This window comes from Bradyrhizobium sp. BR14999, from assembly GCF_056106085.1.
The window spans coordinates 6884122-6909415 of sequence record NZ_CM148536.1 but is presented as its reverse complement, the minus strand read 5'-3'; the positions used below and the strand labels follow the sequence as shown (position 1 = coordinate 6909415).

General features: G+C 64.7%; 21 protein-coding genes. 11 read left to right on the top strand and 10 right to left on the bottom strand.

The window, feature by feature from the left end:
- Positions 1-77 precede the first annotated feature (77 nt).
- The 5 genes from ACR9YP_RS32330 to ACR9YP_RS32310 all read left to right on the top strand — a co-directional run bounded on the left by ACR9YP_RS32330 (position 78) and on the right by ACR9YP_RS32310 (position 5812).
- Positions 78-839, top strand: a complete 762-nt coding sequence (locus ACR9YP_RS32330) for an SDR family NAD(P)-dependent oxidoreductase (RefSeq protein WP_438109766.1) — start codon at positions 78-80, stop codon at positions 837-839.
- Positions 840-861: 22 nt separating this feature from the next.
- Entirely contained in the window at positions 862-1707 is an 846-nt protein-coding gene (locus ACR9YP_RS32325) for a transketolase (RefSeq protein WP_474217847.1), read from the top strand.
- Positions 1704-2714, top strand: a complete 1011-nt coding sequence (locus ACR9YP_RS32320) for a transketolase family protein (RefSeq protein WP_438109764.1) — start codon at positions 1704-1706, stop codon at positions 2712-2714. Before ACR9YP_RS32325 ends, ACR9YP_RS32320 begins: the two co-directional genes overlap by 4 nt.
- Before the next feature lie 165 nt (positions 2715-2879).
- Complete coding sequence (locus tag ACR9YP_RS32315) at positions 2880-3905, top strand: TRAP transporter substrate-binding protein (protein ID WP_128939066.1); 1026 nt, start codon at positions 2880-2882, stop codon at positions 3903-3905.
- On the top strand, positions 3902-5812 hold the full coding sequence (locus tag ACR9YP_RS32310; protein ID WP_474217846.1) for a TRAP transporter large permease: 1911 nt from the start codon (positions 3902-3904) through the stop codon (positions 5810-5812). The genes ACR9YP_RS32315 and ACR9YP_RS32310 overlap by 4 nt, the downstream gene beginning before the upstream one ends.
- A gap of 37 nt (positions 5813-5849) precedes the next feature.
- Here ACR9YP_RS32310 and ACR9YP_RS32305 read toward each other — a convergent pair whose 3' ends face one another.
- From ACR9YP_RS32305 to ACR9YP_RS32290, 4 genes are all read right to left on the bottom strand, one after another.
- Complete coding sequence (locus tag ACR9YP_RS32305; RefSeq protein WP_438109761.1) at positions 5850-6257, bottom strand: GFA family protein; 408 nt, start codon at positions 6255-6257, stop codon at positions 5850-5852.
- A 491-nt stretch (positions 6258-6748) separates the two neighbouring features.
- Complete coding sequence (locus ACR9YP_RS32300) at positions 6749-7333, bottom strand: DUF1254 domain-containing protein (protein WP_091890927.1); 585 nt, start codon at positions 7331-7333, stop codon at positions 6749-6751.
- Positions 7330-7908, bottom strand: a complete 579-nt coding sequence (locus tag ACR9YP_RS32295) for a DUF1214 domain-containing protein (protein ID WP_091890931.1) — start codon at positions 7906-7908, stop codon at positions 7330-7332. The genes ACR9YP_RS32300 and ACR9YP_RS32295 overlap by 4 nt, the downstream gene beginning before the upstream one ends.
- Before the next feature lie 9 nt (positions 7909-7917).
- Positions 7918-10197, bottom strand: a complete 2280-nt coding sequence (locus tag ACR9YP_RS32290; RefSeq protein ID WP_438109759.1) for a transglycosylase domain-containing protein — start codon at positions 10195-10197, stop codon at positions 7918-7920.
- A 294-nt stretch (positions 10198-10491) separates the two neighbouring features.
- On the opposite strand from ACR9YP_RS32290, the gene ACR9YP_RS32285 reads away from it, so the two are divergent.
- Both ACR9YP_RS32285 and ACR9YP_RS32280 read left to right on the top strand, forming a co-directional pair.
- Positions 10492-11007, top strand: a complete 516-nt coding sequence (locus tag ACR9YP_RS32285) for a YcgN family cysteine cluster protein (RefSeq protein ID WP_128934941.1) — start codon at positions 10492-10494, stop codon at positions 11005-11007.
- Between the two features lie 156 nt (positions 11008-11163).
- On the top strand, positions 11164-12741 hold the full coding sequence (locus ACR9YP_RS32280; protein ID WP_249760594.1) for an MDR family MFS transporter: 1578 nt from the start codon (positions 11164-11166) through the stop codon (positions 12739-12741).
- 3 nt (positions 12742-12744) lie between these two features.
- Here the strand turns inward: ACR9YP_RS32280 and ACR9YP_RS32275 are convergent, their stop codons facing one another.
- Together ACR9YP_RS32275 and ACR9YP_RS32270 are read right to left on the bottom strand one after the other, a co-directional pair.
- Complete coding sequence (locus ACR9YP_RS32275) at positions 12745-15243, bottom strand: GAF domain-containing sensor histidine kinase (RefSeq protein ID WP_438109757.1); 2499 nt, start codon at positions 15241-15243, stop codon at positions 12745-12747.
- Positions 15244-15350: 107 nt separating this feature from the next.
- Complete coding sequence (locus ACR9YP_RS32270) at positions 15351-17006, bottom strand: thiamine pyrophosphate-requiring protein (RefSeq protein WP_438110849.1); 1656 nt, start codon at positions 17004-17006, stop codon at positions 15351-15353.
- 367 nt (positions 17007-17373) lie between these two features.
- Here ACR9YP_RS32270 and ACR9YP_RS32265 point away from each other — a divergent pair, with 367 nt between their 5' ends.
- The 4 genes from ACR9YP_RS32265 (at position 17374) to ACR9YP_RS32250 (ending at position 23472) form a co-directional block, all read left to right on the top strand.
- Positions 17374-17835: a (2Fe-2S)-binding protein gene (locus ACR9YP_RS32265; RefSeq protein WP_438109753.1), complete on the top strand. Its 462-nt coding sequence runs from the start codon at positions 17374-17376 to the stop codon at positions 17833-17835.
- 1 nt (position 17836) lies between these two features.
- Positions 17837-20092, top strand: a complete 2256-nt coding sequence (locus ACR9YP_RS32260; RefSeq protein WP_474217845.1) for a xanthine dehydrogenase family protein molybdopterin-binding subunit — start codon at positions 17837-17839, stop codon at positions 20090-20092.
- Positions 20093-20100: 8 nt separating this feature from the next.
- Positions 20101-20733 carry a hypothetical protein gene (locus ACR9YP_RS32255; RefSeq protein ID WP_438109749.1) on the top strand — a complete coding sequence of 211 codons (633 nt, stop codon included), beginning with the start codon at positions 20101-20103 and terminating at the stop codon, positions 20731-20733.
- A 243-nt stretch (positions 20734-20976) separates the two neighbouring features.
- The gene (locus ACR9YP_RS32250; protein WP_474221154.1) at positions 20977-23472 is read left to right on the top strand and encodes a cation-translocating P-type ATPase; all 2496 of its coding nucleotides are present in this window, start codon (positions 20977-20979) and stop codon (positions 23470-23472) included.
- Between the two features lie 86 nt (positions 23473-23558).
- On the opposite strand, the gene ACR9YP_RS32245 is transcribed toward ACR9YP_RS32250, so the two are convergent.
- From ACR9YP_RS32245 to ACR9YP_RS32230, 4 genes are all read right to left on the bottom strand, one after another.
- Entirely contained in the window at positions 23559-23978 is a 420-nt protein-coding gene (locus ACR9YP_RS32245; RefSeq protein ID WP_438109747.1) for a hypothetical protein, read from the bottom strand.
- Positions 23979-24252: 274 nt separating this feature from the next.
- A complete protein-coding gene (locus tag ACR9YP_RS32240; protein ID WP_091890949.1) occupies positions 24253-24417 on the bottom strand; it encodes a Flp family type IVb pilin in 165 nt (54 codons plus the stop codon).
- Between the two features lie 206 nt (positions 24418-24623).
- Complete coding sequence (locus ACR9YP_RS32235) at positions 24624-24797, bottom strand: hypothetical protein (RefSeq protein ID WP_438109745.1); 174 nt, start codon at positions 24795-24797, stop codon at positions 24624-24626.
- Between the two features lie 205 nt (positions 24798-25002).
- Positions 25003-25239 carry a hypothetical protein gene (locus ACR9YP_RS32230; protein ID WP_091890952.1) on the bottom strand — a complete coding sequence of 79 codons (237 nt, stop codon included), beginning with the start codon at positions 25237-25239 and terminating at the stop codon, positions 25003-25005.
- Between the last annotated feature and the right edge of the window lie 55 nt (positions 25240-25294).

The window sequence follows — 25294 nt, the reverse complement described above, 5'->3', positions numbered from 1 at the left end:
CGCTGCCGCATAATCAAACGGGTCAAGAACGGCGGCGCCGTCGGGTGCCTGGCAACAGCAATTCAGGGAGGACCACAATGCTGCTACGCGGCAAGACAGCCATCATCACCGGAGCGGCCTCTCCGCGAGGCATTGGCCTTGCAACCGCCCGCCGCTTTGCGGCCGAGGGAGCCCGGGTCGCCATTCTCGACATCGACGGTGCGGCCGCGGAAGACGCAGCGCGCGGCCTCGAACCGGTCGCTGGCGAGCCGCACCTCGGCTTTGCCTGCAACGTCGCCGACAAGCAGGCCTGCATCAAGGCGGTCGAAGCGGTGATCGCCAAATTCGGCCAGATCGACATCCTCATCAACAATGCCGGCGTGACCCAGCCCGTAAAACTTCTCGACATCAAGCCGGAAGATTGGGACCGCATCCAGGACGTCAACCTCAAGGGCATCCTGTTCCTGTCGCAGGCCGTGATCCCGCACATGCAGAAGCGCAGGAGCGGTTCGATCGCGTGCATGTCGTCGGTCTCGGCTCAACGCGGCGGCGGCATCTTCGGCGGACCGCATTATTCGGCGGCAAAGGCCGGCGTGCTTGGGCTCGCCAAGGCGATGGCGCGCGAGTTCGGGCCCGACGGCATCCGCGTCAATTGCGTGACGCCCGGCCTGATCGGCACCGATATCACCGCCGGGAAGCTCACGGACGAGATGCGGGCGAAGATCCTCGAGGGCATTCCGCTCGGCCGGCTCGGCGAGGCCGCCGATGTCGCCGGCATCTACACCTTCCTCGCTTCCGACCTCTCGGCCTACGTGACCGGCGCCGTCATCGACGTCAACGGCGGCATGCTGATCCACTGAGCGGAGCAGGGGAGAGACGATCATGGCAACACCAACGCTCGCAAACGCGCCGACACTCACACAGCGCGCCCGCAACATTCGCCGCAACGCCTTGCTGATGGGCGAGGTCCAGGGCCAGGGGTATATCGCCCAAGCGCTCGACATCGCCGACGTCTTGGCTGTGGCCTATTTTCACGCCATGCGTTTTCGCGCCGAAGATCCCGCCTGGGAAGGCCGCGACCGTTTCCTGCTGTCGAACGGGCACTATGCGATCGCTCTCTATGCAGCCTTGATCGAGGCCGGGATCATTCCCGAGGCCGAACTCGAAACCTACGGTTTCGACGAGAGCCGACTGCCGATGTCCGGCATGGCGTCCTATACGCCGGGCATGGAGATGTCGGGCGGCTCGCTCGGCCTTGGTCTTGGCATCGCCGTCGGCATGGCGCTCGGGCTGAAGCGCAAGCGGTCGACGTCGCGCATCTTCACGCTGTTCTCCGACGGCGAGCTGGACGAGGGCTCCAAATGGGAGGCCATCATGTCGGCGGCTCACCACCAGCTCGACAATCTGATCGCGATCGTCGACGTCAACAATCAGCAGGCCGATGGTCCATCCAAGCAGATGCTGGGCTTTGAGCCTCTGGTCGACAAGCTCGAGGCGTTCGGCTGGTTCGTGCAGCGTGTCGACGGCAACGATCTCGACGCGGTGGTGGGTGCCTTCGATGCCGCGATGGCGCATCCCGAGCCAAAGCCCCGCATGATCGTCGCCGACACGTTGATGGGCAAGGGCGTTCCTTTCCTGGAGCAGCGCGAGAAGAACCACTTCATTCGCGTCGAGCCGCATGAATGGCAGCTGGCGCTGTCGGTGCTGAACGCGGGAGAGCAGCCATGAAGTCCGTGGGATCGACACCGTCCGGGAAGCCGCGGCTGACGACGTCGGCCATGATCGCCTCGATTGCGGCGGAAGGGCAGCGCACCAAGCCGGCGCCGTTCGGGCACGCGCTGGTCGAGCTTGCCCGCAGCCGCGAAGACGTCTTGGGCATGACAGCCGATCTCGGCAAATACACCGATCTGCACATCTTCGCGCAGGCCTTTCCGGATCGCTACTATCAGATGGGCATGGCCGAGCAGCTTCTGTTCGGCGCAGCCTCGGGTCTCGCCGCCGAAGGTTTCATGCCGTTCGCCACCACCTATGCGGTGTTCGCCTCGCGCCGCGCCTACGACTTCATCCACCAGACCATCGCGGAAGAAGACCGCAACGTGAAGATCGCCTGCGCGCTGCCCGGCCTGACCTCGGGTTACGGGCCGAGCCATCAGGCCGCCGAGGACCTCGCGCTATTCCGCGCGATGCCCAACATGACGGTGATCGATCCCTGCGATGCCCACGAAATCGAGCAGATCGTCCCGGCCATCGCCGCGCATCGAGGGCCCGTTTATATGCGCCTGTTGCGCGGCCAGGTGCCGCTGGTGCTCGACGAGTACAATTACCGTTTCGAGCTCGGTAAGGCGGCGCTGCTACGCGATGGCGCCGACGTTCTGATCAGCTCCTCGGGCATCATGACCATGCGTGCACTGGAGGCGGCCCAGTCCCTCCAGGACGATCGCGTCAATGCGGCTGTCCTGCACGTGCCGACGATCAAGCCGCTCGACACCGAAACGATTCTGCGCGAAGCGGGCAAGCCCGGCCGCCTGGTCGTCGTCGCCGAGAACCACACCGTCATCGGCGGCCTTGGCGAGGCCGTGGCGGCGCTGCTGATGCGCGCGGGCGTGCATCCGACGTTCCGGCAGATTGGGCTCCCCGACGAATTTCTCGCCGCCGGCGCGCTTCCGACCCTGCACGATCGCTACGGCATCTCGACCGCGGAAGTGACGCGGCAGATCAAGGAGTGGCTGCGCTAACGCCGCGGCCACCTTTCGTAACTGACCAGATCGACATGCTTCGCGGCAATGCTGTGGAGAACGAGAGCTGCTGTCCAATGCCGGCGCATCGAGAGCCGGCCAGCAGCAACAGCTGGTGGCGGAAGCCGTCGCCGCACTTCAATCCATGCTCAACAGGAGGAAACGATGACCTTGCGCAAGCCGACCACCCTCAGCCGTCGCAGATTGCTGATGGCAGGCGCCGCCGTGCCGCTATGTGCCGTTCTCACACGCCCGGCGTCGGCGGCGGAGTTCACCTACAAGCTCGCGACGGGACAGGATCCGACCCATCCGGTCAACGTTCGCGCAAAAGAGGCGATCGACCGCATTCGCGAGGCCACGGGCGGCCGGCTCGAGATCAACCTGTTTCCGGCCAACCAGCTCGGTTCAGACACCGATCTCCTGACGCAGGTGCGCAACGGCGGCGTCGAGTTCTTCAACCTGTCGTCCCTGATTCTCGCGACGCTGGTCCCGGCCGCAGGCATCGTCAATCTCGGCTTTCTCTTCACGAGCTATGACGCGGTCTGGAAGGCGATGGATGGCGAGCTCGGCGCCTATATCCGCGCACAAATCGCCAAGACGCCGATCATGGCGGTGTCGAGCCCCTGGGACAACGGCTTCCGCCACGTCACCTCGTCCGGCCGCGAGATCAGGGCGCCTGAGGACCTGAAGAATTTCAAGTTGCGCGTGCCGGCGGCTCCCAATCTGACCTCGCTGTTCCAGGCCCTCGGTGCAGGACCTGCGCCGATCAATTTCAACGAAGTGTACTCGGCGCTCCAGACCAAGGTGGTCGACGGGCAGGAAAACCCGCTGCCAATCATCGCGACCGCCCGTCTCTACGAGGTGCAAAAGACCTGTTCCCTGACCGGCCATGTCTGGGACAATTACTGGATCCTCGGCAACAAGCGCGCCTTCGCGAAATTGCCGAAAGACGTGCAGGCGATCGTGACGCGCGAGTTCGATCGTTCGGCCAAGGACGAGCGCGCCGACATCGCGAAGCTGAGCGACTCGCTGCGCGCGGATCTGACCGCCAAGGGCATGCAGTTCATCGAGGTCGATCGCGGCGCGTTCCGGCAGGCGCTCGCCAAGACGAGCTTCTACGCCGATTGGAAGGGCAAGTTCGGCGAAGAGGCCTGGGCGCAGCTCGAGAAAGCGGCGGGCAAGCTGTCATGACGGCCGTCAACCATAGGTCCGACATCGACGAAGGTGCCGCTGTCGCGGCATCTCAATCTGGTGTGCGGCTGTGGTCCGTCAGGGCCAACAAGCTACTTGGCCATGTGGTTGCGATCCCGGCCGCACTCCTGGTGCTGGCTGAGATCGTCGTGCTGTCGGCCGGCATCGTCGGCCGATACGTGTTTCACGCCCCGATCATCTGGGCCGCCCCGATCATCTGGGCCGACGAGCTGGCCGGCATCCTGTTCCTGTGGCTCGCCATGCTGGGATCCGTGATCGCCTTTCAGCGCGGCGAGCACATGCGGATGACGGCCATCATCGGCATGCTCCGCCCCGATGCGCGCGCGTTCCTGGATGTCGTTGCCGCCGCAGCGTCACTGGCGTTCCTGCTGCTGGTGATCCATCCGGCTTACGAATTCGCGGCCGACGAGGTGTTCGTCACGACGCCGGCGCTCGAGATCGTCAACAGCTGGCGTGCCGCGGCATTGCCCGTCGGCATCGGATTGATGCTGGTCGCGGCGGTTCTGCGGCTCGTTCGCATCGCGGGACTGCGAAGCTTGCTCGCGGCCGTGGCGCTCGTCGCCGGCGTCATCGCTGCACTTGTGCTCGCGGCGCCAATGCTGAAACCGCTCGGCAATCTGAACCTGCTCATCTTCTTCGTGGTCATCGTCGGCGCCATGGTGCTGGCGGCGGTGCCGATCGCGTTCGCCTTTGGCCTCGCCACCGTCGGCTATCTGACGTTGACGACGAGCACGCCTGATGTGGTCATCATCGGACGGATGGACGAAGGCATGAGCCATCTGATCCTGCTAGCGGTGCCCCTCTTCGTGTTCCTCGGCCTGCTGATCGAAATGACCGGCATGGCACGTGCCATGGTCGGCTTTCTCGCCAGCCTGCTCGGCCACGTGCGCGGCGGCCTGCATTATGTCCTGGTCGGGGCGATGTACCTGGTGTCGGGCATTTCAGGATCGAAGGCGGCCGACATGGCGGCAGTGGCGCCGGTCTTGTTTCCCGAGATGACCAAGCGCGGCGCGAAGCCTGGCGATCTCGTCGCGCTTCTTGCGGCAACCGGAGCGCAGACAGAGACCATTCCGCCGTCGCTGGTGCTGATCACCATCGGCTCGGTCACCGGCGTGTCGATCGCGGCGCTGTTCACCGGCGGCCTGCTGCCTGGCATCGTGCTGGCGATCGGTCTCTGCTCCGTCGTCTGGTGGCGATACCGCGGCGAGGACCTGTCGCATGTGAAGCGCGCGACGGGGAGAGAGATCGGCCGCGCCTTCGTCATCGCAATTCCGGCCATGGCGCTGCCCTTCGTCATCCGCGCCGCGGTGGTCGAGGGCGTCGCGACCGCGACCGAGGTTTCGACGATCGGTATCGTCTACGCGGCGCTCACCGGGCTCCTGATCTATCGCCAGTTCTCCTGGCGTCGGCTTTATCCGATGCTAGTGGAGACCGCGTCGCTGTCCGGCGCGATCCTGCTGATCATCGGCGCCGCGACCGGGATGGCGTGGGCCCTGACGCAATCAGGCTTCTCCGCATCACTCGCGAAGTTCATGACTGCGCTGCCGGGCGGAACGCCAGTGTTCCTCGGTGTGACCATCGTGGCGTTCGTCATTCTCGGCAGCGTGCTCGAAGGCATTCCGGCCATCGTGCTGTTCGGGCCGCTGTTGTTTCCGATCGCCCGCCAGGTCGGCGTGCACGAGGTGCACTATGCGATGGTCGTCGTTCTCGCCATGGGCATCGGCCTGTTCGCCCCGCCATTCGGGGTCGGCTTTTACGCCGCATGCGCGATCAGCCGCATCAGCCCCGACGAAGGCATCAAGCCGATTGTCGGCTATATCGTGGCCTTGCTGATCGGCACGCTGGTGGTTGCCGCGATCCCGTGGATTTCGACCGGATTCCTGTGATGCGGGAGATCTTGTCGGCGCGCGTCATTGCTCGCCGCTACGGCTGAGGGGGAAAGCGGTCGAACGTCGGCAGTTCGTGCGCATGCTCCATCCAGCGAAGCCGCTCGGCGACCTGGATCTGCATCGTCGGCGGGACGGAATCGGGATCGTCATAGGTCGCGCTCTGGACGTCGATGACCCCGGGCTGCATGCTGGCGTTGACATAGAACAGGCCGGTTCCGCAGTCAGCGCAGAAGTACCGCCGCACATGTTCCGAAGACCGGTACACCTTGGGCTCGCCCTTGGTCACCTTGACGGCATCCTCCGCGTACATCGTCCAGCCGACCACTGGGGCGCCGGCGTGAAGCCTGCAATCGCGGCAGTGGCACAGCGCGTGCACGATCATCTCGCCTTCCATCTGATAACGGATTGCACCGCAGTGACAGCCGCCGGTGATGATGCTCATGCGTTCCTCCCGTTTTGAAGGCATCGCCGATCGATAGCCCTCGAGGCTTGCTGCTTCAACGGCGCAATCGATTTGCGATTGCGTCCTACTGTCGCCTGACAGCCATGTCGAGCTTTACGGTGCCGTCGTCCGCTTCCCATATGCCGACGATCGCGTCAGGAGCGGTCGGCTCGCCATGGGCCATCGGAATGAGCGCGGTGTCAGCAGTCTGAAAAGACCTGCCGAGTATGGCTAAGCGGTGTCCGGTCCGGCTCGTTCAACCTCTGCTCCGACATGAAAACACCCGCGACGGACTGCTCCGCGCGGGTGTGACGAACTCTCGATGATGCCAGTATGCCGGTGTTTTGCCCGACGTGTCAAATTTCCGAATTCTTGATGCGAGGCCGCGTCGTTTTTTGGGTGGTCGGATAGCCCAACGATTTCAATGCCCCGCTACTGTGCATGGGGTTGTTTTCGCACTTTTTTGTTTGGCGCCGCCGAAGCGGCCCGCTTCAACGCCGGCCGCGCGGCGCTTCGGCCTTGGCGGGCGGCTCGGTCTGCGGGGCGCAGGTCGCAGCCTGAAGCGTCGCCTGCGCCTGCTGCATCAGGCCGGGCTCGGGGGCGAGCGCCTTCATCACGATCAGGCCGGTGGTCGCAGGGGAATCGATGATCAGCCGGTCGGCCGCGGTGACCTCCTCGTCCTCGGGCAGCTCGTTGTGCTGCGCTTCCGTCATCAGGTCGAGCTCGATCACCTTGCGGCCCGCCGAGCGGTCGTTGATGGCGTAATAGGCGATCTCGTTGCGGGTGTAGAACGACACCGAGGTGTAGGCTTGGCTCACCGGCACGGCCAGCTTGATAGGACCGCCCGACAGATCGTAGCGGCAGATCGCGAGCGCAAAGGCCGGGTCCATGAACGGCATCGGTGAGGTCTGCGGGTCGGCGAGGGGAAGCTGGGTGACGGCGTTCACCGTCGTCATCGGCGTCAGCCGCGAATAGGCATCCTGGGTCGCGATCCGCGGCAGCGCCAGCACGCTGACGAGATGGACCACGAGGCCCAGAACGATGCCGGCAACGATGGTGAACAGCAGCCGGATCATGAGCAGCCCACCGTCGTGATAGTGGGCATCGGCGCATCGCGCTGGGTGCGGGTGGCAACGCCGACCGGGGTATCGTAGAGGCGGAGCATCAAGGCGTAGCGCTCGATGCCGCCGGTTGGCAGCCAGTTGCCGGCGCGCGAGCGCGAGGCGATGCGGATCTCGAACGTGCCGTCGGACTGGCGCACGATCTCCTGGCTGGTGAAGCCGTAGCGGGCAAGCGAATTGGCGACGAGGTGGCCCTTGCGGTCGTACAGCGTCAGCGTCCAGAACCGCGCCGGCGGTGTCACGCCGGAGACAACGACATCACAGCGGCCGTCGAGCGCCTTCTTCTTGTCATCGGCGGTCGCGGTGAAGGCGACGCCATCGCCGGTGCCGATCGGCAGCTCGCCGTTGCGCACGATGGTGGCGCGCGAATAGGGATCGACGTCGGCGGTGCCGGTGCGCGGGCGGGCGGTCCAGGGGCCGATGGTCAGCGCGCCGATCTCGGTGCCGCGCGTCGTCGTCATCCAGGTCGCGCCGACGCCGACGACGGTGGCGAGCAGAAGGGCCGTCAATGTGATCAGGATCAGCCGCACGGGTTTCGATCAGTTCTTGCGCGGGGCGGAGGTGTTGGCGTTCTCTTCCGCATAATTCTGCGGGAAGGCGAGCGCATTCGTCGACGAGGCCGGCTTGGTATCGGTGGCCGCCGATTTGTTCGCCGTCTTGGCCGCATCATCCAGCAGCTTCTCGACGCGCACCAGGATGTCGGCGCCGCGCTTGGTCAGCACCGGCGGTGGACCGGGCTTGGTCTCCAGCACCTTCGGCGCCGCATTGGCTTGCGCGTTGGCGATCTGCTGCGGCGGCAGCTTCTGGCCCATGCCGATGCCGGGGATCTCCCGGACCTCGACGCCCTGATGCGCCGCGACCATGATGTCGTGCCAGGTCTGCGCCGGCAGCGAGCCGCCGGTCATGCGGTTGGTCGGCGAGTAGTCGTCGTTGCCGTACCACACCGCGCAGGTGAAATTGCCGGTGTAGCCGACGAACCAGGCGTCGCGATACGCATTGGTGGTGCCGGTCTTGCCCGCGGTCGGAATCCCGTCCAGTGCGGCGCGGCGCGCGGTGCCTTCGCTGACGACGTGACTCATCATGCCCGCCATGTCGGCGGCGATGTTCGGCGGAATGGCCTGCTTCGGCTTCGGCCCGTCGCGATCCCAGCGCCAGACGAGGTCGCCTGCGCCGGTGCGCACCTCCAGCACCGAATGCGGCGTCACCGCCTTGCCGCGGTTCGGGAAGGTCGCGTAGGCGACGGCGTGCTCCAGCACGGTGACTTCGTCCGAGCCGATCGGCAGCGACGGCGTGTCGGGCAGCGGCGCCTTGAGACCGAAGCGGCGCGCGACTTCGACGATCTTGGCACGGCCAATCTTGGCCGGGTTCGGCGCCTTCGGCTGCTCCTTCTGGCCGATCGCGATCGACAGTTTTACGGGCACCACGTTGATCGAGCGCGTGATCGCCTGCGTCAGCGTCACCGAGCCGGAATAGGAGTGACCATAGTTCTGCGGACACCAATTGCCGATGCAGACCGGGCCGTCGACCACGATCGAGTTCGGCGTGAAGCCGTTCAGGAGCGCAGTGGTGTAGACGTAAGGCTTGAACGAGGAGCCGGGCTGGCGATAGGCGTCGGTGGCGCGGTTGAACTGGCTGGCGCCGTAGTCGCGACCGCCGACCATGGCGCGGATGCCGCCGTCGAGATCGGCGACCACGGTCGCCGCTTGCGTCGCATGATAATCGCGGCCGAACTGGCGCAGCTGGTTCTCGATCGCGTCTTCGGCGGCCTTCTGCACATTGGTGTCGATCGCAAGCCGCACCACGAAGACGCGTTCGGTGTAGGACTTCGGGAAAGTGTCGACCAGCTTGCGCATCTCGTCGAAGGCGTAGTCGAGATAATAGTTCGGCGACGCCTCGTCGCGGCGGTCGACCGCGAAGGCCGGGTTGCGGCGGGCGCCGAACACCTGGCCCTCGGTCATGAAGCCGGCATCGACGAGGTTGTCGAGCACGACGTTGGCGCGCGCGCGGGCGGCCGGCAGGTTGATGTGCGGGGCGTATTTCGTCGGCGCCTTGAACAGGCCGGCGAGCATCGCTGCTTCCGCCAGCGTCACGTCGCGCGCCGATTTGTTGAAGTAGAAATGCGCAGCGCCATCGACGCCGAAGGTGCCGCCGCCCATATAGGCGCGGTCGAGATAGAGCTTGAGGATCTCGTTCTTGGTCAGGCGCCATTCCAGCCAGACCGCGAGGAAGGCTTCGTTGACCTTGCGCTCGATGGTGCGCTCGTTGCTCAAGAACAGATTCTTGGCGAGCTGCTGGGTGATCGAGGAGCCGCCCTGGCGGACGCCGCCGGCCTGGGCGTTGGTGACGAGGGCACGCGCGGTGCCGGCGATGTCGATGCCGAAATGGTCGTAGAAGCGGCGGTCCTCGGTCGCCAGCGTCGCCTTGATCAGCACGTCCGGGAAATCTTCCAGCGGGATCGAGTCGTTGTGCTTGATACCGCGGCTGCCGATCGGGTTGCCGTAGCGGTCGAGGAAGGTCACCGCGAGGTCGGACTTCTTGAGCCAGTCCTCGTCCGCGGTCTCGCGGAAGGCGGGGATGGCGAGCGTCAGCATCACGACCAGGCCGCCGAGGCCGAGGGTCGCGGCCTCCGACAGCGGCTCGATGAACACCCAGCGCTTCCACCGCCCGACATAGAACCGGTCCATGAAGGTGGAGTAGCGCTCGTAGAGCTCGCGGATGCCCTTGGCCGAGGAGAACAGCGAGGAATCGATGCGTGCATCGAGATCCAGGAAGAAATTCCGGATCCTCTGCTTCCAATGCGGTGGTATGATCTGGCGCACCTAGAACCTTGCGGCTTGCTTCGAAAGCGTTCAAGCACCCGGCCGGGGGCGGCATCGGAACGTCTTGCGGGAATGTTGCGGCAAACCCAAGGCGCCCGGTTCGCGTCCTTCGGGGACTTGCTGTTCCTTCTAGCCGAGCAGGGCCCATAAACCAATGGCCACGCTCGCGATTTTGAACAACAGGCCTAATTGACCCCGGGACATTACGGGCCTTCCGAGGGCGTTGCTTGCACCGTCACGGCCGCTCGCTCTAGATGACTTCGCCGTAGCTCTTTCGAACCTTTGTTGAGGCGCATGACCGCAGCTCCCAAACGACCTTCAGGCCAGGAAGGATTCTTCTGGAAAACCAAGACGTTGGAGCAGCTGTCGGCGGCCGAATGGGAAAGCCTGTGCGACGGCTGCGGTCGCTGCTGCCTGAACAAGCTCGAGGACGAGGACACCGGGCAGATCTATTTCACCCATATCGGCTGCAAGCTGCTGGATGGGGCAAGCTGCGCCTGCAAGGACTACCCGAATCGTTCCGACAAGGTTCCGGACTGCGTCCGCCTGACCCCGGCCAATGTCCGCACCCTGAACTGGCTGCCGCCGAGCTGCGGCTACAAGCTCGTCGCCGAAGGCCGCGACCTCTATTGGTGGCACCCGCTGGTGTCGGGCGATCCCAATACCGTGCATGAGGCCGGCGTCTCCGTGCGCGGCCGGGTCGAGGGCAGCGAGGAGGAGATCCCCGACGAGGATCTCGAGGATCACATCGTGCAATGGCCGGCCGTGCTGCCGAAACGAGCCCGTCTGAAGCGACGTCCGAAGGACTGATCCGCCGCGCGCCTCGGATCACGTGTTCGGGATGACCCTGCGGTGGGATGCACCCATGCGCCGCGGTGTCTGCCCGGGAAGGATTTTGCTGTCTACATTGGACTGCATAGAACGAATCCTTCGCGGCGTTGTGCCGCCCCACGACGTCCGATCGAGATGAACAAGTTCGACCGGCAGAGCAGTTCTGCCGACATCCAGCCGTTGCCTGACGACATTGCCGAAGAGCTGTCCCGCCTTCCGAGCGAGGTCATCAGCGTCGATGACGCGCCGTCCATCGCGCCGCCGGTGCCGCTGTCACAGGATGAGGTCCGCACCATCGTCATCAGCCTGATGCTGACGATGTTCCTGGCAGCGCTCGACCAGACCATCGTGGCGACTGCGCTGCCGACCATCGGGCGCCAGTTCCAGGACGTTTCCAGCCTGTCCTGGGTGATCACGGCCTATCTGCTCGCCTCGACTGCGGTCGCGCCGGTGTTCGGCACGCTCAGCGACATCTACGGCCGCAAGGCCATGATCATCACCTCGCTCAGCCTGTTCGTCGCGGGCTCGGTGCTGTGCGCGATTGCGCCGAACATGCCGATGCTGATTCTCGCGCGGGGTCTTCAGGGGCTCGGCGGCGGCGGCATCATGCCGGTGGTGCAGACGGTGATCTCGGACGTCGTGAGCCCACGCGAGCGCGGCCAGTACCAGGCCTATTTCTCCAGTGTCTGGATGGTCGGCGGCATCCTCGGCCCGGTCATCGGCGGCGTGTTTGCCGAGCATCTGCACTGGTCGATGATTTTCTGGATCAACCTGCCGCTCGCGGCCGCCGCGATCGCGCTGCTGCTGCCGAGGATGAAGAAAATCCCGGTGTTCCACCGCAAGCGCAAGGTCGACTGGCTCGGCGGCGTGTTGTTGATGGCTTCCGCCGTCGTGTTCATGCTGGTGCTGACCTGGGGTGGCACGCGCTATCCCTGGCTGTCGCCGACTGTGCTTGCGATGGTGGGCGGCGCGGTCGCACTCGTCGTCAGCTTCGTCTGGCACGCGCGGCGGGCGGACGAGCCGTTCCTGCCGCTGCCGCTGCTCGGCGGAAGTGTCGTACCGTTTGGGCTGATGGCCGGCGGTTGTGCGCTCGGCGCGATCACGGGCCTCACGGTCCAGCTCCCGCTTTATTACGAATCCGTCTATCACCTCAGCGCCAGCGAGGCGGGCCTTGCGCTGATTCCGCTCGCAGCCGTTTCGACCTGCGGTGCGGCCATCGCCGGTCGGACGATGGCGCGGGCCAAGCACTACAAGCGCGTCGCCATCATCGGCACCTCCTGGGCCGCGCTGTGCGGCCTCGGGCTCACGTTGACGACGCTGCCGCTATGGGGCCTGCTGACGCTGATGGCCGCGTTTGCGCTCGGCCTCGGCACCACCTTTCCGGTCTGCGTGGTCTCGGTGCAGAATTCGGTCGCGCGGCCGCAGATCGGTACTATCACCGGTGCGTTGAACTTCTTCCGCTCGCTGATGTCGTCCTTCACGGTCGCGGCGTTCGCGGCCATCCTGCTGATCGCGCTCGGTGCCGACATTCCGCTCGGCGAGCATCACGCCGCCGTCAGCACGATTCCCGCCGACGACATGCGGCATGCGTTCCGCTACGTCTTCGGCGCCGCCACGGCGCTGATGACCGGTGCTGCACTCTGTCTGATCGCAATGGAGGAGCGGCCGCTGGCCGGTCCCTCGGCGAAGCAACCCGTCGAGATGGCGGAGTAGGGCTTAGCCGCCGCCTGCATCCGCAAAACTGCTCTTCCGCGGCAGCCGGATCGTGAACTCCGTGAACGCGCCGGGTTCGGTCGCGACGTCGATCGTGCCGCCGTGCTGTTTCACCACAATATCGTGACTCATCGATAGCCCGAGGCCGGTGCCTTCGCCGGCCGGCTTGGTGGTGAAGAACGGATTGAACATCTTCTCCCTGACCTCGTCCGCAATGCCGGTGCCGTTGTCGCGGATGCGGATCTCGATGCTGTCGCCGCGGTCGCGCGTCGCGGCGACCACCACCGGCTCGTAATCGGCGGCGCCCTCCGCCTTGCGCTTGGTGACCGCGTGGAAGCCGTTCGAGATCAGGTTCAATAGCACCCGAGTGATCTCCTGCGGAAACACTTCGGCTTGCCCGGCCGCGGGATCGAGCTCGCGCTTCAGCGTCACGTCGAACCCCGGCTTCTCGGCGCGCGCGCCGTGATAGGCGAGGTTGAGGCTCTCTTCCACCAGCGCGTTGATGTCGCTCAGTCCATGCTCGCCGCCGCCTTCGCGCGAATGCAGCAGCATGTTCTTGACGATGGAATCGGCGCGCCGTCCGTGCTGCACGACCTTCTGCAGATTGTCCTTCAGAAGCCCCGTCAGCTCGTTGACCTCCGCGCGGACGTCGTCTGCGAGCCTAACCGGGGCGAGCACCTCGTTCAGCTCGTCGGTGAGCTCAGCGGAGAGCGAGGCAAAATTATTCACGAAGTTGAGCGGGTTCTTGATCTCATGCGCGATGCCGGCGGTGAGCTGGCCGAGCGAGGCCAGCTTCTCGGTCTGGATCAGCCGGTCCTGCGCGGCGCGCAGATCATCGAGCGATTTGGCGAGCTCGCTGGTGCGGTCCTGCACCTCGTTGAACAGGCGCGTGTTCTCGACCGCGATCACGGCCTGGTCGGCAAAGGTCTTGAGCAGGTTGATCGCCTTGTCGGGGAAATGACCGGGCTCCGGCCGCGTGACGGCAATGGTGCCGATCGCAACGCCGTCGCGCAGCATCGGCACGACGAGGATGCTGCGATAGCCTCGCGTCCGCGCCAGCTCCTTCATGGCCTCGGTGAGATCCGGTTCGCTCTGCATGTCGCTGCGGAAGGCATATTGTCCGCTTCTTGCCACCCGGCTGTGAATGCCTGACGCCGACAGCGGCGTCGGGAACGAGCTGAGCAGGTCTGCGTTGCCGGCCTCGTTGTCGGTGGTGAAGGCCGCCAGATGCAGCATGCCGTCGATGACGCGGGTGACGGTGGAGGAGTGCCCGCCGATCAGCGCCTTGGCGCTGTCGGAGATGGCTTGGAACACCGGCGTGACGTCGGCAGGCGAAGCTGCGATCACCTTGAGAATGTCGGCGGTCGCGGTCTGACGTTCCAGCGCTTCCCTGGTGGCGTTGAACAGGCTGACATTCTTGATCGCGATCACTGCTTGGTCGGCGAAGGTCTGCAGCAGCCGCACGTGATGCTCGGCGAAGCGGCCGGTCGCGCGGCGTGTGGCGATGATGATGCCGATGGCTTCGCCCTCGCTCATCAACGGCGTGAACAGCATGCTGCGATAGCCGCGGGCGCGGGCGATGTCGCGCGCGGCCGGCTCGAGCTCGGTGTCGGGCAATTGCGCCGCCGCACCATTGGCCACGAGCTGGTAAGGCGGGAATTGCGCAAACGGCACTGGAAACGAGGTCTGCAGCACGCGATCACCCGCGGGATCGGTCGGCGTGAATGCCGCAAGATGCGCGGCGCCGTCGACATAACGCAGCACCGCGGTGGAGAAGCCGCCGATCAGGCGATTGGCGTTGCCGGCGATGGCTGCGAACACCGGCTGCACGTCCGAAGGCGAGGCGGCCATCACCTTGAGGATGTCGGCGGTTGCGGTCTGGCGCTCCAGCGCCTCGCGCGTCTCGTTGAACAGGTTCGCATTCTCGATCGCGATCACGGCCTGGTCGGCAAAGGTCTGGAGCAGCTGCACGAGGTCGGGCGCGAACGCGCCGGGCTCGGCGCGCGTAACGCTGATCATGCCGACCGGCGCGCCCCGGTTCATCAGCGGCATGAACAGCACGCTGCGGAAGCCGCGCAGTCGCGCCAGCTCCCGGTTCAGCTCCGGGACGTCGGCGGCCTCGCTGTCGGGAAACTGGATCGTCTCGCCGTCGCGCACGAGCGCAAAAGTCGGGAAGTCCGCGATCTTGCGCGGGAACGACGCCTTGAGTCCTTCGTCCGCCTCCGGGCTGGTCGGCGTGAACGCCACGAGGTGCAGCTCATCGTCAATGAACTGAAGCACGGTGGCGGAGAAGCCGCCGAGCAGGCGCTTTGAGCTGGACGCGATCGCCGCGAAGACCGGCCGGGCGTCGGAGGGCGAGGCCGCGATGGTGCGCAAGATCTCGGCGCTGGCGCTCTGGCGATCACGCGCAACCGCAAGCTCGCCGCGCAGCCGTGCATTCTCGGCTGCAGCCGATTGCAATCGGCGCTCGAGTTCCTCGATTTCGTTGGAAGGGGTGGTCATTCCTAATCCGGCTTGATGCCACGGCTTGCGTAGCACCGCGCCGGATTATCACATCTTGTGCGGCCGGAGCCAGCGCCTGAGACCTCGCCGCTGAAGCCCGTCCCGGCTCACGTGCCGGGCCGCGACACCTCGGTCTCCTTGCTGGTGATGAACTCCAGCAGCACCGGCACGCCTTCCTGCGTCTTCTGGATGCCGCGCTTGATCGCGGGCACGATGTCTTCCGGCCTCGTCACCCGCTCGCCATGACCGCCGAAGGCGCGCGCCATCGCGGCATAGTCGCCGGAGATGTCGGTCGAGCGATATTTCTCGGTCGAGACCGGCATCACCTTCAGTTCGATCGCCATCGAGAAGTTGTTGAGCAGGATCGACATGATCGGGATGCGCTCGCGCACTGCGGTCTCGAAATCCATGCCGGTAAAGCCAATGGCCGCATCGCCCCAGACATTGATGCAGAGCTTGTCGGGCTTTGCGAGCTTGGCACCCATCGCGAGCCCAAGGCCATAGCCGAGTTGCGTCGTCTTGCCCCAGCCGAGATAGGTGAGGGGCTCGACCGCTTTCCAGAACGGCGAGAGCTGGTCGCGCGGGCTGCCGGCGTCATGCGTGATGATGGTGTTGTGGATGTCGACGGTGTGCTGAAGATCCCACAGCACGCGATAGGGGCTGAGCGGCGCGTCATTGCTGGTGAGTTTCGGCATCCATTTCGCCAGCCACTCCTTGTGCGAGGCCGCAATCTCGGCCGCGACCGCCGAGGCGTCGCGATCGGATGCAACCGACTTGCCGATTTCCTCCAGCAGTGCATCGAGTACAAGACCGGCATCGCCGACGAGGCCGATCTTGGCTTCCACATCCTTGTTGAGATGGTTCGGGTCGAACGTGGAGTGGATGATGGTCTTGCCCTTCGGCATCGCGATGCCGAAATTGGTCTCGGTGAAGGAGCAGCCGATGCCGAAGATGACGTCGGCCTCGGAGAGAAACTTCGGCACCGCGCGCGGCACCGCGAGCCCGCCCGAGCCGAGCGAGAGCGGATGTGTTTCCGGAAACGACGACTTGCCGCCAAGGCTGGTGGTGACGGGGATCGCCAGCCGTTCGGCCAGCCTTTTCAATTGTGGCCACGCCTGCGCGTAATGCACGCCCTGGCCGGCATAGATCACCGGCCGTTTTGCATTCACGAGCAGGTTGGCTGCTTCCTTTACGTGAACAGGGTCGGCGCCGTAGCGCGTGCGCAGCACCGGCGTGTAGTTCAGCGGCTCCGGCACCTCCTCGTTCCACATATCGGAGGGGATCTCGACGATCACAGGCCCGCCGCGGCCGTTCTTCAGCTTGGTGAAGGCGCGGCGAAAGATGTTGGCGACTTCAGCCGCAAGAATGATTGGCTCGGAGGATTTCGCGAACGGCTTCATCGCCTCGCTGGAATTGAAGTTCGGCTCGATATGCGACAGCCGGCGCTGATAACCCATCGGCAGCACCAGCACGGGAACGGATTCGCCAAAGCACTGCGCAACGCCGCCCATCGCGTTCTCCGCGCCCGGCCCATGCTGCATGCAGAACGCGCCGATGCTGCGGCCCGACGTCACCCGCGAGATCGCATCCGCCATATGGATGCCGACACGCTCCTGGCGCACCATCACGGGTCGGATCTCGGCTTTCGCCGCATGCTCGATCAGATGGTTGACAGGATAGCCGCAGAGGATCTCGATCCCCTCACGCCGCATGATTTCTGCAATGGCGGTGCCGAGCTTCATGGCGTCTCTCTCCCTGGGCAGGCCGGTTGGTCCGGCGATTGAGGAGAGAGGATCAGGAAATTGGAGAGGCGTAAAGCGCAGTTGATCGCGCCTGCAGGTAGGTCTGCCATGCAGGAGGTATACGCAGGACGCACCGTCATCGCTGCTCTGCGGTTCGCAGTGTGCTCGCAAAATCGATCAAGCTATCGCGCGACGAGAAGGCGCACTCACGCGATGCGCTGCTGTCGAATTGGGCAGCTCACCGCATCCAGCTTGCCGCCGAATTCAAACTCGCCCGCAGTTGTCGTGCGAATTTGAAAGTAAGCGCAGATGCGGTGGGGATTCGGTTTGACAGTGTTGAAGCTTCGTAGGCACGCTTAGTTCCAACGTTGCGAAGGGACACGTCGACATGATCGAGCTCACCGTCAATGGGATCAAGCACAGGGTCGACGTCGTTCCCGAGATGCCTCTGCTCTGGGTGCTGCGCGACGAGCTCGGCATCACCAGTCCCAAATATGGCTGCGGGGTCGCGCAATGTGGCGCCTGCACCGTCCAGATCGACGGAATGGCGGTCCGATCCTGTCAGTCGCATATCGGCGAGGTCGCGGGTAAGTCCGTCGTCACGATCGAAGGCTTGGACAAAAGAGAGCAGCACCCGGTCCTTCAGGCCTGGATCGCGCATCAGGTCCCGCAGTGCGGCTACTGCCAGACCGGCCAGATCATGCAGGCCATCTCGCTTCTTGAGCTGATCTCCCAGCCGACGGACGAGCAGATCGATCAGGTGATGTCCGGCAATCTCTGCCGCTGCGGCACCTATCCCCGCATTCGCGCGGCAATCCACGCGGCGGCCAAGAAGATGGCGGAGAAGTGAGATGGGCCACATGCAGAGCCTTTCGCGTCGGGCTTTCGTTTTCGGCTCCGCCGCCGTCGCCGGCGGCATCGCCTTCGGCGCCTACGGCAATGCCGAGGCCGCAACGCCGAGCGCTAATGGCAATCCGTTGGCTGCCGGCCTCGGGCCGGACTCTGTGACCTTCAATCCCTGGGTCGAGATCAGTCCGGAAAAAATCACGCTGATCGCGCAGCATGCCGACATCGGCCAGGGCGTTGGATCGGTGCAGCCGATCATGATCGCCGAAGAGATGGACCTCGATCCCGGTCAGTTCGAAATCCGGTTTGCAGGGCCTAGCCCGGCCTACTTCAACACGGGTTTTGCAGATGAGTTCGCGCCATTCCTGGCCGCTGACCAAAGTCCAGCCGCCGAGGAGGCACGTGCGGCGGTGCTCGAAAATCTCCGAAAGTCCGGCCTGCAAATGACGGGCGGGTCGAGCACGATCCCGGACACCTATGAAAAGCTGCGCGTTGCCGGCGCCGTCGCGCGCGAGACGCTGAAGGCGGCTGCGGCCAAGCGTTCAGGCATCGCTGTGGCCGACCTCCGCACCCAATCCGGCCATGTGATCCTGCCGGGCGGAACCAAGATCGCCTATGTCGAGCTCGCGGCGGAGGCCGCGAAAATTCCGCCGGTGCTCGATGCCAAGCCGCGCGACCCGTCCAAATGGCGCATTCTGGGCAAGCCGATGACGCGCCTCGACGTTCGCGCAAAGGTCATGGGCGAGTTGAAGTTCGGCATCGACCAGAAGATGGACGGCATGCTGTACGCCTCCGTCAAGCTGAACCCCAACAAGGGACAACCGCTGAAATCGTACGACGCCAGCAAGGCGCGGTCGATGCCAGGGGTCAAGAAGATCCTCGAAATCAAGAATGGCGTTGCGGTGATCGCCACGAACAGCTGGTACGCGATCAAGGCGGCCGACGCGATCGCTTGCGAGTGGGCGCCGTCAGTATATCCCGCTGAGCAGGCCGACCATTGGAAAGTTCTGGAATCCTCGTTCAAGCCGGAATTCCTGGGCAAGGAGTGGCGGAAGATCGGCGATGTCGAAGCCGGCCTGAACACGGGCACGCGCGTCGAGGCCGAGTATCGCGCGCCCTATGTGGCGCATCAGCCGCTCGAGCCGCTCAACGGGATCGGCCTCGTCACCGACAAGGGGATGGAGATCTGGGTCGGCCACCAGAGCCCCCAATTCGTGCAGCATGTCGCCGCGACGGCGATCGGCCTGAAGCCGGAACAGGTCACCTTCCACAATCAGTGGAGTGGCGGAAGTTTTGGCCACCGTCTCGAATACGAGAACGTGCGGGTGCTCGCCGAGATCGCAAACCAGATGCGCGGAACGCCGATCAAGCTGGTGTTCTCGCGCGAGGAAGATTTCCTCCAGGACATTCCGCGACAGATTGCGATCGCCCGGCATAGGGGAAGCGTCGAGAAAGGCAAGATCGTCGCGGCCGATTTGCAACTGGCCTCGACGGCTCCGCTGAAGGGGCTGCTTGAGCGTTCGGGTATCCCCTCGAAGGATCCCGATGGTCAATTGGCCGCCGGTCTGTGGAACGTCTATTACGACATCCCCAATTTCCGGGCTACGACCTATGAGGCGCAGGGCCTGTCGCCGAGCACCACGTGGCGGTCGGTCGGCGCCTCGACGGCCGGCTTCTTCACCGAGAGCTTCATCGACGAGCTGATCCATGCGGCGGGCCTCGATCCGATGAAGGCGCGCATCGAGATGTGCGCCGTTCCGACCTACCGCAAGCTGCTCGAGACGCTCGCTGAAATGTCGGATTGGAAGGGACCGCTCGGGAACGGCCGAGGACGAGGCGTCGCATTCGTCGAAGCCTTTGGGACACCGACAGCCGAAGTCGTCGAGGTCACGAAGACCGACAGCGGCATCAGGATCGATAAGGTCTGGGTCGCGGTCGACGTCGGCAAGGTCGTCGATCCCGTCAACTTCGAGAACCAGGTGCAGGGCGGCGTCATCTGGGGACTCGGCCACGCCATCAACTGCGAGCTCACTTACGCAAACGGCGCGGTGCAGCAGACCAATTACAACCACCACGAGGCCATGCGGATCTACCAGTGCCCGGTCATCGAAGTTCGTGGGCTCGAGAATGATCCCAAAGTGAGAGGCGTCGGAGAGCCGCCTGTTCCGCCGGCCGCCCCCGCGCTCGCCAACGCGATCTTCGCGGCGACCGGACTGCGCATCCGCGAAATGCCCTTCAACAAGTTTATCGATTTTGTGTGAGGCAGGCCATGAAGGGATCTCTGATTGCGCTCGTCCTCGCCGGCGCGGCAATGGCCGCTCTCACGGGGATTGTCGCGGCCAAGGACGAGGCCGCCAAGAACGTGCTGGCACCGGGCAGCGTCAGCCGCGCCGAGGGGCTGGAGGCCTGGAAGCGGATTGAAGCGGTGGTGACACATCCACGTTGTGCCAATTGCCATGTCGATGCCAAGGCAATTCCGATCTGGACGCCGGCCGGCGAAACCAAACCGCGCGCGCATGGCATGAACATCCACGGCGGCGAGAGCCGCATCGGCGCGGAGGCGATCCCGTGCTCGACCTGTCACATGACCTCCACCCAGGCCAACGAGCCGGCACCATCGCCGCCGCGCGCCGGCATCGATTGGCAGCTCGCTCCGGTCGATTTCATCTGGTTCGGCAAGAGCGGCGCCGAGATTTGCGCGCAGATGAAGGATCCCAAGCGCAATGGCGGTCGTGACGCTGCCGGTCTCGTCGAGCACTTGCGGCACGATGCGTCGCTGAGCGGCTTCATTCCGCGGGGCTGGGCCCCCGGAGCCGGCCGCGCGACGCCGCCGGGCACCTTCGAAGATCACGTCAAGGACATGGCCCTGTGGGGCGCCGCCGGACAACCCTGTCCGAACTGACGCGTTCGCCAGCCCCAGCAAGGCCCCGTGGGAGCGCAGACGCTTGACCCAGGTCAAGCCGGCAGCCGGTTGCGGCATGCCATGATGGCGTTGAGGGCGAGATGACGGCCCTCATCGTTCAATTGCTCCTAGGGACCCGTGGACTTGAGCCTCGCGCGCTATCCTGACAGCACGTTCGCCAACGAGAAACACAATGATAAGCCGCCGTGCCCTTCCAACACCGATGGCCGGGGCTGCAGGGGGCTGACCGCGTCCGAAGCGCAGGCACGGCTGAAGGCCGAAGGCTTCAATGAGCTGCCTCGCACGGAGCGGCGAACGATCGTGCAACTCATCCTTGAGGTGCTGCGCGAGCCCATGCTGCTGTTGCTGCTGGCGGGCGGGCTGATCTACTTCGTCCTGGGCGATCTCGGCGAAGCGCTGTTGCTCCTCGTGTTTGCATCGATCTCGATTGTCATCACCATCGTGCAGGAGGCACGCACCGAGCGCGTGCTCGACTCGTTGCGCGATCTGACCAGCCCCCGCGCACTCGTAATCCGCGGCGGCGAACACATCCGCATTCCAGGCCGCGAGGTCGTTCGCGGCGACCTGATCATGCTCTCCGAGGGAGACCGAGTGGCAGCCGACGCTACGGTCCTTCAGTGCGACGATCTCCTGCTGGATGAATCGCTGCTGACGGGGGAGTCCGTCCCGGTCCGCAAGCTGGCCGCGCTCGAGCAGCCAGAGGCGCCGCCTGCCGGTGGCGATGACCATCCATTCGTGTTCTCCGGGACGCTGGTGGTGCGCGGAAGCGGCGTGGCTGAAGTCACGTCGACCGGAGTCCGAAGCGAGATCGGCAAGATCGGACAATCGCTGCATTCACTGTCGACGGAGGCGCCCCGCCTGAAACAGCAAACGACGCACCTGGTGGCAATGTTTGCGATCGCCAGCGCCTTCGTGATCGCGTTGACCGTGCTCCTGTATGGACTCTATCGCGGCGGCTGGCTCGAGGGCGTGCTTGCCGGCATTGCGCTCGGCATGTCGATGCTTCCCGAGGAGTTTCCGGTCGTTCTGACGGTGTTTCTCGCCATGGGGGCTTGGCGCATCTCGCAGGCTCGCGTGCTAACCCGGCGGGCCTCCGCCATCGAATCACTGGGGGCGGCAACCGTGCTCTGCACGGACAAGACGGGCACGCTGACCGAAAACCGCATGACTGTTGCGCGTCTGGTGCTGCCCGATGGTTCACAATGCACGCCTGACATCGCGGCGCGCGCGGAGCATGCATTCCATTCATTGATTGAGACTGGCATCCTGGCCTGCGTCCCGGAGCCGTTCGATCCCATGGAGAAGGCGTTGCATTCGCTCGGCCCGGGGACCGGCACCGGCCGGCGGCTTGCGCAGAGCTACGGCTTGCGTCCCGACCTGCTCGCCATGTCAAACGTGTGGCGTGGAAGCGGTGACGAATGCGTCGTCGCGACAAAGGGCGCGCCCGAGACGATCGGCATGCTTTGCGGTATGAGCGCGGAAGAGCTGGCTGAATTGCGGGCAGGTGTGGACGTCCTCGCGCGAGACGGGCTTCGCGTGCTCGGCGTTGCGCGCGCGACTTGTGCGGCGACGGATCCGCCCGAGACGCAACGCGGTTTCTCCTTCCGATTCTGCGGCCTGACCGGCTTTGCCGATCCGCTGCGGCCCCAAGTGAAGGGCGCCGTCGCCGAATGCCGTTCCGCTGGCATCCGCGTGGTCATGATCACTGGCGACTATCCCGCGACCGCATCTGCGATCGCGACGCGAGCGGGCCTCGATCCCGAACGCATTCTGACGGGGGCGGACGCCGAAGGCATGGCCGAGGCCGAACTGGCCCAGGCGGCGCGGGGACAAGCCGTCTTCGCGCGAATTGCGCCGGCCCAGAAGCTACGCATCGTCAATGCGCTCAAGGGCGCCGGCGAAATCGTTGCTATGACGGGCGACGGCGTCAACGACGCGCCCTCGCTGAAGGCTGCCCATATTGGCATCGCCATGGGCGGGCGCGGCACCGACGTGGCGCGCGAGGCGTCCTCGATCGTTCTGCTTGACGACGATTTCGGCTCCATCGTGAAGGCGATCCGCCTCGGCCGCCGGATCTATGACAATCTTCGCAAGGCGATGAGCTTCATCCTCGCGGTCCACGTTCCGATTGCCGGGCTTGCGCTGCTGCCGTTGGTGACCGGGCTGCCGCTCCTGTTCGGGCCAGTCCACATCGCGTTCCTCGAAATGATCATCGATCCCGTCTGCTCCCTGGTTTTCGAGGCAGAGACCGAAGAGCGCGACGTGATGCGGAGGCCGCCGCGCTCGCCGGACGAGCCGCTGCTGCCAAGGCCCCTGCTGGCCTGGTCGGCGCTGCAGGGTGCGCTCGCGCTGGCCCTGACCGGGGGCGTGATGGTGACGGCGAATGCCTACGGCATGCCGGCGAACGAGGTGCGTGCCCTGACGTTCTTCTCGCTGGTCTTGGTGATCGTGAGCCTGATCTTCGTCAACCGCTCGTTCTCGACGTCGCTTATCGAAGCCTTTACCCGGCCGAACCGGACACTGGTCATCATTGTCGTGTTCGTGACCACCGTGCTCTCCCTAAGCCTTGCGTGGCCGGCCGCCGCCGACCTGTTCCGCTTTGGCCCGCTGCATTCCGACGATCTCGCCGTTACGGTGGCGGCAGCGCTTGTGTCCCTGGTGTTGCTGGAGCTATCGAAATACCCGTTGCGTCATCGCTGGCCTGCCTCAGCCCCGTAGCCCGGATTTCGCTGGCGCTCCGTGCGGGCCACGAGCTTGCCAGCCGCACAGCCGAAGGTCGGTTTCACCAACGGCTGACAAACCTGCTATTTGCAGTTCTTGCAAATCGTCAGCTTTCGTTGCAACGCCTCGTCTTCCTGATCGATCGATGACTGTCCGGCGAGGCCGTTTGTATCCGGATTGGACCTGGAGCCCTTTGCTGCGCGTGACCTCACGGGCGGCGTCACCTGACTTGGGGTGTCATTGTCGTCGGTGCCTACGCTGAATCCATCGTAGTCGGCGGCCGGATTCGGCGCCTGCGGAAGCCCGCCGACCACAGGTGGCGAAGCCTCTCTGCCGGATGCCGCCGGCGGAATTCTTGAATTTATGGCGTTCCCGCGTGGTGGCGGCGCATTGGGGGGAGCAAGCGAAACCGGCGGCGCGGCCGAGGTCTGTCCTCTCGCGCCGTCGCCCGACCAGACGCCGACAAACATGAGGCTGAGCGCCAACAGCGTCACGCTTCTCATCTGCATCCTTCAAGCAGCTCTGGTTCATCGATAGACAGCATGGCTCGTCGAGCCGCGCCGCGGTTGCAGAGCGAGAATCCCGTAAGCAGACATTCGAGTCAATGGAACCGCGGCGTCGCTCCACACTCTGTCATTGCGAGCCGCCGGGCCCGCGCTTCGCGTGGACCCGGTGGCTCTCAATGACGGAATTGAGGAGGCTGCATGCTCCGGCAAGGCCGCCGCGAGCCATGCTGAAGTCAGCGCATGGAGACGTCGCCTCGGGCCAGGGTGGCCGTTACTTCAGCGACGAACTGATCGAGTTGAACTTGTTGTTGAGGAGCTGGCTGCCCGTGTTGTTCACGACGGTTACGATGGCCAGTGCAATGCCGGCGGCAATCAGGCCGTATTCGATGGCGGTGGCGCCAGTCTCATCGGCAAGGAAAGACCTAAGCAAACTCATTGCCAACTCCTCTTCATCCGAACCAACGTATGGCCGCGTCGTTTTCGAACTCGTAAATCGATCGAATAGATTTTCTGCGCGCCAAAAGAATTAAATCCGGGCGAACGCGCCTCTGTTTCATACGGTGACATTCATTAAATTAAGGTTCCCTCATCCCATCCAAATGGATGCAAATCGGCGCGCTCTCTGCGACAGCCGCAGGTCCGCTAGGACGTGATCGCGGCGCCGGGGAGGCGGCGTTTCAATATGGCCGTGAGGCGGCCAACGAAGTCCTTTACCGCGCCCCGCTGCGAGCGCGCCCCCGTGCCCGCGGTCCGCTCGCTCTCGCGTGCGTCGTTCACGATGCTGATGTAGCTCTTTCTGACGTCCTGCTGCTGCACGGCACGCGTACTCTTGGCTCGATTGGGGCTGGCATCATGCTGTGCGCAAGGACAACCGGTGCTTAATTTTGTCTCCCGTAGGAATACCCTGGTTCATGCGCAGAGCTCCGCCGTATCGGCAAACGACGGTCGCGCTTAACGGATTATTGAGCCTGTTCGTCAACGGCTCGGCAAGCATGCTGCTCGAAGGGGCCGACTATCGCCCTCATTCGCGCCGTCCGTCCGCATTGAGCGCCCGCAACATGGCGATGCGGGCGAACATCATCCAGCCCCCGCCGGTCTCGGCCGCATTGATCAAGGTCTCGATCGCGGTCTGCCAGTGCGCCTCGTGCTGGGCGTCCTCGGGCAGCTGCATGACGTAGTCCGCCGCCTCTTGAAGCGTGAGCAGCTTGCGTTTGTTGCTCACGCGAACCGGATCGTCGAACTCCGCCGACCAGGGCATGTCAGTCCGGCCGACCGGCGAGGGGGGACATCACGGTGCGATTGTTAGGTGCGAT

Bases quoted from the DNA above. Each gene is read 5' to 3' on its own strand.
- ACR9YP_RS32315 (WP_128939066.1), top strand. From the start codon at position 2,880: ATGACCTTGCGCAAGCCGACCACCCTCAGCCGTCGCAGATTGCTGATG.
- ACR9YP_RS32240 (WP_091890949.1), bottom strand. From the start codon at position 24,417: ATGAGTTTGCTTAGGTCTTTCCTTGCCGATGAGACTGGCGCCACCGCC.
- ACR9YP_RS32255 (WP_438109749.1), top strand. From the start codon at position 20,101: ATGAAGGGATCTCTGATTGCGCTCGTCCTCGCCGGCGCGGCAATGGCC.
- ACR9YP_RS32305 (WP_438109761.1), bottom strand. From the start codon at position 6,257: ATGAGCATCATCACCGGCGGCTGTCACTGCGGTGCAATCCGTTATCAG.
- ACR9YP_RS32280 (WP_249760594.1), top strand. From the start codon at position 11,164: ATGAACAAGTTCGACCGGCAGAGCAGTTCTGCCGACATCCAGCCGTTG.
- ACR9YP_RS32265 (WP_438109753.1), top strand. From the start codon at position 17,374: ATGATCGAGCTCACCGTCAATGGGATCAAGCACAGGGTCGACGTCGTT.
- ACR9YP_RS32245 (WP_438109747.1), bottom strand. From the start codon at position 23,978: ATGAGAAGCGTGACGCTGTTGGCGCTCAGCCTCATGTTTGTCGGCGTC.
- ACR9YP_RS32230 (WP_091890952.1), bottom strand. From the start codon at position 25,239: ATGCCCTGGTCGGCGGAGTTCGACGATCCGGTTCGCGTGAGCAACAAA.
- ACR9YP_RS32310 (WP_474217846.1), top strand. From the start codon at position 3,902: ATGACGGCCGTCAACCATAGGTCCGACATCGACGAAGGTGCCGCTGTC.
- ACR9YP_RS32260 (WP_474217845.1), top strand. From the start codon at position 17,837: ATGGGCCACATGCAGAGCCTTTCGCGTCGGGCTTTCGTTTTCGGCTCC.
- ACR9YP_RS32320 (WP_438109764.1), top strand. From the start codon at position 1,704: ATGAAGTCCGTGGGATCGACACCGTCCGGGAAGCCGCGGCTGACGACG.
- ACR9YP_RS32285 (WP_128934941.1), top strand. From the start codon at position 10,492: ATGACCGCAGCTCCCAAACGACCTTCAGGCCAGGAAGGATTCTTCTGG.
- ACR9YP_RS32330 (WP_438109766.1), top strand. From the start codon at position 78: ATGCTGCTACGCGGCAAGACAGCCATCATCACCGGAGCGGCCTCTCCG.
- ACR9YP_RS32275 (WP_438109757.1), bottom strand. From the start codon at position 15,243: ATGACCACCCCTTCCAACGAAATCGAGGAACTCGAGCGCCGATTGCAA.
- ACR9YP_RS32325 (WP_474217847.1), top strand. From the start codon at position 862: ATGGCAACACCAACGCTCGCAAACGCGCCGACACTCACACAGCGCGCC.
- ACR9YP_RS32300 (WP_091890927.1), bottom strand. From the start codon at position 7,333: ATGATCCGGCTGCTGTTCACCATCGTTGCCGGCATCGTTCTGGGCCTC.